Annotated in this window: 6 protein-coding genes; 1 reads left to right on the top strand and 5 read right to left on the bottom strand. The window is 72.4% G+C overall.

The features are described from left to right. Nucleotides 1-104: 104 nt before the first annotated feature. Both ACFYX0_RS16365 and ACFYX0_RS16360 read right to left on the bottom strand, forming a co-directional pair. Entirely contained in the window at nt 105-731 is a 627-nt protein-coding gene (locus ACFYX0_RS16365; protein ID WP_388970780.1) for a LysE family translocator, read from the bottom strand. After that, nucleotides 725-1,888, bottom strand: a complete 1,164-nt coding sequence (locus ACFYX0_RS16360; RefSeq protein ID WP_388970778.1) for a diaminopropionate ammonia-lyase — start codon at nt 1,886-1,888, stop codon at nt 725-727. Before ACFYX0_RS16360 ends, ACFYX0_RS16365 begins: the two co-directional genes overlap by 7 nt. A 117-nt stretch (nt 1,889-2,005) precedes the next feature. Here ACFYX0_RS16360 and ACFYX0_RS16355 point away from each other — a divergent pair, with 117 nt between their 5' ends. Beyond that, entirely contained in the window at nt 2,006-2,926 is a 921-nt protein-coding gene (locus tag ACFYX0_RS16355) for a LysR family transcriptional regulator (protein ID WP_388970776.1), read from the top strand. Nucleotides 2,927-2,951: 25 nt separating this feature from the next. Here the strand turns inward: ACFYX0_RS16355 and ACFYX0_RS16350 are convergent, their stop codons facing one another. The 3 genes from ACFYX0_RS16350 to ACFYX0_RS16340 all read right to left on the bottom strand — a co-directional run bounded on the left by ACFYX0_RS16350 (nt 2,952) and on the right by ACFYX0_RS16340 (nt 6,998). Then, entirely contained in the window at nt 2,952-4,193 is a 1,242-nt protein-coding gene (locus tag ACFYX0_RS16350) for a VWA-like domain-containing protein (RefSeq protein ID WP_388970774.1), read from the bottom strand. Further along, nucleotides 4,190-5,446 carry an AAA family ATPase gene (locus ACFYX0_RS16345; RefSeq protein WP_388970772.1) on the bottom strand — a complete coding sequence of 419 codons (1,257 nt, stop codon included), beginning with the start codon at nt 5,444-5,446 and terminating at the stop codon, nt 4,190-4,192. The genes ACFYX0_RS16350 and ACFYX0_RS16345 overlap by 4 nt, the downstream gene beginning before the upstream one ends. 139 nt (nt 5,447-5,585) lie before the next feature. Beyond that, nucleotides 5,586-6,998, bottom strand: a complete 1,413-nt coding sequence (locus ACFYX0_RS16340; protein ID WP_388970770.1) for a hypothetical protein — start codon at nt 6,996-6,998, stop codon at nt 5,586-5,588. Nucleotides 6,999-7,036 lie beyond the last annotated feature (38 nt).

Genomic DNA, 7,036 nt, shown 5'->3' with positions numbered 1-7,036 from the left:
CTCCCCGGCCCATTCCCCCATCACCACAACAAAGAGTCTGGCCCCACCGCTCACGCGGCGGGGCCAGAACCCCAAGATCTTCATGACTCTTCTAGGCCCTGTCGTCAGGGGCTGCCACCGGCGGTCACGAGCGCGAGGCCGAAGCCGATCAGTACGACGCCCGTGGTGCGCTCGAACGCACGGCGGGTGCGCGGGGCTTCGAGGACGCGCCGGGCCTTGGACAGCAGAAGCGCATAGCCGCCCAGCCAGACGACGGTGAGGGTGGTGTGCAGGAGGACGAGGAGCGTCATGGCCCACGCGGCGGGGAGGTGGGGCGGGGCCAGCGTGGGGAGCAGTCCGGTGTAGAAGACGGCGATCTTCGGGTTGAGGAGGTTGCTGACGAAGCCGGTCCGCCAGGGGCTTCCGGCACGGGAGGCGTCGCCGGTTTCTGTCCTGGCGGATGGGGAGTGACGGCTCTGCCGCAGGGTCTGTACGCCCAGGAACACCAGGTAGGCGGCGCCCAGGAGCTTGACGACCAGGTAGGCCGCGGGGGAGGCGGCCAGCACGGCCGAGAGTCCGGCCACGGTCAGCGCTCCCCAGAACAGCAGTCCGGTCGCCGTACCGCCCACGGTCCGCAGCGCGTCGGCGGGGCCGGCCGCGAGGGCACGCCGGGTGACCACGGCCATGTCCGGGCCGGGCACGACGGTCAGCAGTGCCAGGACACCGAACGCGGCGATGAAATGCGTCAGCATGCCGCCGTTCGCCCGCTCTCCGAGCCGGTCTGCTGCGGGGGCACAAGGGTGCGGTGCGGGTTGGCGGCCGTGCCCTCGGTGCTCAGCAGCACGACCACCGACGTCGCATCGAGCCCGAGTGCCGTACGGCGCTCGTCGCCGCCCGCGCCGGTGAGCACCGCGCGCAGGCCGGCGAGCGCCGCGGCTCCGCAGTAGCCCGAGGAGACACCGAGGGCCGCGAGGTGAGCGGCCGCACGGGCGCTGTCGGCATCCGGAATGGCGACGGCGGCGTCCAGTCCGTCGCGCAGGAAGGGCCAGGCGATGCTGGAGGGGGTGCCGCAGTTCAGTCCTGCCATGGTGGTGCGGCCGGTGGCGACGCTGACGGGTTCACCGAGGGTGAGGCTCTCCAGGACGCAGGCCGCGGCCTCCGGCTCCACCGACAGCAGCGCCGGAGCACGCCCGGAGAGGCGGCTGCGGTAGTGGGTGACGACGGCCTGGGCCAGTGAGCCCACGCCCACCGGGATGGACACGAGGTCAGGTCCCGCTACGGCCCCCTGGGCGGCCAACTGCTCGTCGATCTCGGCGCAGAGAGTGGAGTATCCCTCGACGATCCATCCCGGGATCCGCTCATAGCCCGGCCAGGCGGTGTCCTGGACCAGGACCGCGCCCGGCCCGGCAGCCTCCTCGGCCGCCAGGCGTACGGCCTCGTCGTACGGGCCCGCGACCTCGGTGACCTTCGCCTGCTCGGCGACGATGGCCGCCACGGCCTGCGGATGCACACCCTGCGGCACGAAAACGTGGGCGTACTGCCCCAGCAGGCGTGCCATGCGCGCCACCGCGCGGCCGTGGTTGCCGTCGGTGGCGGTCACCAGGGTGACCGGACCCGGCTCTCGGCCGCTCGCGGCCCGCTCGGCGAGGGTGCGGTGGACCGCCCAGGACGCACCCAGCGCCTTGAACGCGGGCAGCCCCAGTCGGCACGACTCGTCCTTGACAAAGATCCGGCCGACTCCCAACTCCTCCCCCAGGGAGGGAAGTTCGGTCAGCGGGGTGGGTGAGTGACCGGGCAGCGCGGCATGGAAGGCCCGCACCTCGTCGGGTGCGGGGCGACACCGCCAGGCACGCGCGCCGGGCCGCACGAACCACGGCAGCGTACGGGAGGAGGACATGTTGTCAGGCACCCGACCAGGATCCGATGCCCTCCTACGATCGGTCCAGCGAATGTTTCCCACCTATACTCATCGAAAAAACCGACCATTCAGCCATCGCTCCGCCAGCGTGAGAAGAGCGACCCCCTCATGTTCGACCTGCACCGACTGCGTCTCCTGCGCGAGCTCAAGCACCGCGGCACCCTGGCGGCCGTGGCCGCCGCTCTGGCCTACGCCCCCTCCTCCGTCTCCCAGCAGCTCTCCCAGTTGGAGGGCGAGGTCGGCGTCCCGCTGCTGGAACCGGTCGGACGACGCGTGCGACTGACCGAGCAGGCCGAGATCCTCGTCGCCCACACCGAAGCCGTGCTGGAACGCCTGGAGCGCGCGGAGGCGGACATCGCCGCCTCCCTGACCGACCTGACCGGCACCCTGCGCATCGCCTCGTTCCAGACGGCCGCACTGGCCCTGATCCCGACCGCCCTCGACCTGCTGCGAGACGCCCATCCACACCTGCGCGTCCACGTCACCCACATGGAACCGGAAAGGGCCCTTCCCGCCCTGCAAGCCCGCGACTTCGACCTGGTCCTGGCCGAGGAGTATCCCGGCAACCCCAGGCCACGGCCCGCCGAACTGGAACAGGAAGACCTGTTCGACGACCCCCTCCACCTCGCACTGCCCGAACCGGCCGACAGCCCGGCCACGGACGGCCCGATGGCAGCGCTACGATCACTCGCCGACCGCCCGTGGGTGATGGAGCCCGAAGGAACGACCGCGCGTCACTGGGCCATGTCCCTGTGCCGCAACGCCGGTTTCGAGCCCGACGTACGGTTCGAGAGCACCGATCTGCTCCTCCATCTCCGACTCGTCGAGCAGCGCCATGCCGCCGCCTTTCTGCCCGCCCTCGTCTGGAGCGGCCGCACCCCGAGCGTGACCCTGCGCCCACTCCCGCGCGGCCAGCGCACCCGCCGTATCTTCACCGTGGTACGCCGAGGCAGCAGCCGACAGCCCGCCCTCCTCGCGTGCCGCGAGGCCCTGCTGAGCGCGGTCACCGCCCACTCTCAGCGGGCTTGAGAGCTCGTCGAGCGACGGGGAGGGGCTACCCGATGAGGACCACGCGTGCCCACTCGGGCGGCGAGTCCGGCACATAGCCGGGATCGTCCTCGTTCCACGAACCGCCTGTCCGCTGCCGAGGGAACAGGCCCACCACCGTCCGGCACGATGGCCGCGTATCCGGCCAGGGCGTCTGCCCGTCGGTCAGCACCACGACGACATCCGGTCGGGGCCGCCCTCTGAGCGCCTTGGCGAAGCCCGTGCGCAGATCCGTGCCCCCGCCGCCCACCAGCGGAATTCCCTCGGCGCGGCACAGCGGGTGCACGGTGTCGGCCGCCGCGTCGCACGGCAGTACGGTGATCAGGTCGCGACGGCCGCCCACGGCACGGGATATCGCGGCGACTTCGAGGAGCGCGCTGCCCAGTTCGGTGTCACTGACCGACGCGGAGGTGTCGATGATGACGGACACACGGGGCGGCCTGCGCCGCAGGCTCGGCAGAACCGTGCCGGGCATCCCGGCCGAGCGCCGCGACGGCCGCCCGTAGCTGTAGTCCTCGCCCGCACCGGGACCGGAGGCCGCCGAGCGAACCGCCGCCCCCAGCAGCTCCCGCCACGGCTGCGGTGGATGGAGCGCCTCCTCCGCCCACCGCCGCCACCCCCTCGGAGCGTTCCCGGGACGGCCGTTGATGCCCTGTGCCACCCGGAAACGGACCGCGTCCCGCTCCTGCGCGCTGAGGCCGTGCGCGCCGTCCGGCCCCAAGTCCCATTCCCGTTCCCGCCCGTCGGCTCCGCTGCCGCAGTCCAGCCAGGCCAGATGCTGGGTGCGCGGTCCGAGCCTGAAGCAGCGCAGATAGTCCTCCATGAGTTCCCCCTCGTGCAGCCCCAGGTCGAGGGGCTGCACGGCGCCTTCGGGCCGGACCAGGCCGTCGCCGAACGCGTCGTCGTTGATCTCGCAGTCCGCGGCGATGTTCATCCGCAGCCGTTCCCCGGGACCGGTCAGCCCGCGCTCCCGCGCCACCCGGTCGCTGCGCCCGTGATGGTCCCGCAGCAGATGCGACACCTCGTGCACCCATACCGCGGCCAGTTCCTCCACCGACGTGCGATTCGCGAACGCCGGGGAGACATAGCACCGCCAGTGCCGGTCGACTGCCATCGTCGGTACCACCCCCGACTCCACCGTGTGCAGGGCGAACAGCGCCGTCGCCAAGTACGGGCGGGCCCGCGCGCCATGCAGCCTGGCCGCGAAGAGCTTGTCGAGGTCCAGCGCCCCGTGTGCGTTCGTGCTCATCGGCCGGCCTTGGCGACCAGCGCGGCCCGGGCAGCGGCGGCGTCGGCTCGCCGGGACAGGGACACCGTGCCGGCGAGCCGCTCAATCGACGCCGGAACGTTCCAGTTCTCCCGACGGAGCGTGGCGAGTGTGGTCGCGGGGACGACCACCAGGTCCGGGGCGCCGGTCTCCACCGCGCGGACCAGCAGGGCCCATGCCGCGTCCCAGCGGGTCCGCTCCGGGCGATTGCGGACCGCGTCCACCACAGCGTCCAGGACGGCCTGGCGCAGATCGCCCCGCTCGGGCAGGACGGCACTCGCCGGGTCGGCGAGAAGCACCTCCGGGTCCGGGAGGTCCATGCGGTCCAGGCTTGCCAGCAGCTCCAGCCCCGGGCCGTCTCCCACGGTGCCCCTCACCAGTGAGGAGAGTACGTCGCGGGAGGAGCCGGCCGCGGTCGCGAAGGCGATCAGACACAGCGTCATCTCCCAACTCCGTGGCGACGGCCAGGGACCGCCCCGGCGGGTTTCGCCACTGGGCAGCCGGTGTACGAGCGTGGGGCGGGCGGAGAGAAACTCGCACACCGCACGTCGGGCGAAGGCCACGGCAGCCGGCAACGTCTCCGGATCGAGCCGAGGGAGTGCGGCCCGGGGCCATGTCCCGCCCAGGCCTCGTACGACGACATCGTGGTCGTGGGTCCATTGGAGATGGACGAACCGGTTGGCCAGCGGCGGGCTGAGCTCCCAGCCGTCGGCCGCCGAGGACCGCGGATTGGCGGCGGCCACGATCCGTACTCCGGGCGGCAGTTGCAGCGCGCCGATCCGCCGTTCGAGCACGAGGCGGAGCAGGGCGGCCTGGACGGCCGGGGGTGCCGTGGACAGTTCGTCCAGGAACAGCAGCCCTCGGCCCGCGCGCACGAGTCGCACGGCCCAGTCCGGTGGGGCCATGGGGACACCGTGTTCCGCGGGATCGTCTCCGATCACGGGCAGCCCCGAGAAGTCGGAGGGCTCGTGCACGCTCGCGATCACCGTGGTCAGAGGAAGATCCAATGCCTCGGCGAGCCGGGTCAGGGCCGCGGTCTTGCCGATTCCCGGTTCACCCCACAGCAGCACGGGCAGGTCGGCGGCCACGGCGAGGGTCAGGGCCTCCAGCTGCGGGTCGGTGCTTGGTTCGGTGGTGGAGTCGCGCAGCAGAGTCAGCAACTCACCGGCGACATCGAGTTGGGAGGTTGCGGAGGGGGCGGAGGGCGCGTGGGCCGGGGCGGCGTAGGGAGACATGTTGAATCACCTGTTCTGTGTGTTCGGGAGGGGACGAGTGAGGGAAAGCGACGTCCCGGACTGACGTAGGCCGGGTGGAGGGGAAATCGGCGAACCCGATGCGGAACGCCGAGTCGGCAGGTGGAACGACGTTCCCGGATCAGCGCCCGGCCGCGTGACGTGGGCGCGAGCGGTGCTCGAGGGTTCGGCGACTGCCCGAGGCGATCCGGTTCGGGGCCGGCCCGGCCAGGCCTGCCCGGAACAGTCCGTGGGTGATCCGCCGTTGAACGGCCGCCTCCAGTGCGTCCCTCAGGGGGCCGCTGCGCAGCAGCACATCGGGGCCCAGCAGGCCCTCGACGACGGCCAGCGCGCCGGCGGTGTCGCCGTGGTCCAGGCGTTCGCGGACGCCGGCGAGGCAGTCGGGGCGACGGTGCGCCTCGTCGATGGCCCTCAGGCAGGGAAGCGGCGTACCGCTGAGCGCTGCCAGCAGTTCCTCCCGCCGGATCTCGTCCGGGTCGTGGTCCAAGGGCGCCAGGACGCCGTTGACCAGAGCGATCCGGTGCTGGGCTCCCCGACATTCCACCAGGCGTGGTTGTCCGGCCTGGTGGGGAGTCCGGGACGGGCCGACCGGCGCCTGATCCGGTGCGAGTGCCGAGGCGACCAGCGGATGCAGCCGATCGATCCCGATCAGACCGGTGCGGATCAGTCGGAGGTCGGGCAGCGCCCACGTCGCGGCGTCGGGCAGCACCGGCGACGCGGAGGCGCGGCCGTCGGCGTGCGCCGCCGCGATCCGCAGGGCGGCCGGCCCGGCACCGTCCCTGTCCGGGACGAGGTCCAGAGCCAGCCGGCACCGGGACCCGAACCGCACGCCGACGGTGCCGGAGGACCGCCCTTCGGCATGCAGCAGAATCCCCGCCTCGGCCGCCCACCGGTCGACGGCACAGTCGCGCCCCTCCGGTATGAGCGCCTTCAGATCCAGGTCGGCCGAGGGAGGACCGTCGGCGGGCAACCGGTGGGCTCCGGAACGGATCCCCAGCTCATGGGTCCGGCGGGCGTCCCAGAGGTGGCGGTGCAGATCGAGGCGGAACCGCCGGTGGGGGCGGGGATGCGGATGGTCGCGGGCACCGGCCTCGCTGTGGGTCGCGTCCCACAGCGCGAGACTGATTCGCTGCCCCGCCTCCGCCCAAGCGGGCGGGGTGCGTGCCACGAGGTGCACCGGGCGAACCGGGTCCGGGCCGTCCCGCCCCGCAACGTCGTACCGGGCCAGAGTGAACGTCAGGCCTGGTCGCAGCAGTCCGTCGGGGGCGATCCTCGGCATGTGCCAGCGCAACAGGTCGGGCACCAGATGGCGGAGATCGGCCCGCACCCGGGCAGCCAGCTCCTGGCCGTGGACGCGCACGACGGAACGCAGATCGAGATCGACATCGATGCCTGCGGCCGCACACGCCCCGGCCCAGTCGCCGGCGCGTCGTCGGGCGGTCGCGGTCTCGATCATGGACGGCGGCACGGCGAACTCGCGCACGCGCAGCCAGAAGGAAAGGCGGGAATCCCCGTACGCGGTCTCAGTGAGCATCAGCACTCACCTTGCGCGGACGGGACCCCCAATCTGTC

The sequence above is a fragment of the Streptomyces sp. NPDC002573 genome, assembly GCF_042889625.1.
Lineage (GTDB): Bacteria > Actinomycetota > Actinomycetes > Streptomycetales > Streptomycetaceae > Streptomyces > Streptomyces gibsoniae.
This window is presented reverse-complemented; position numbering and strand designations above follow the sequence as displayed.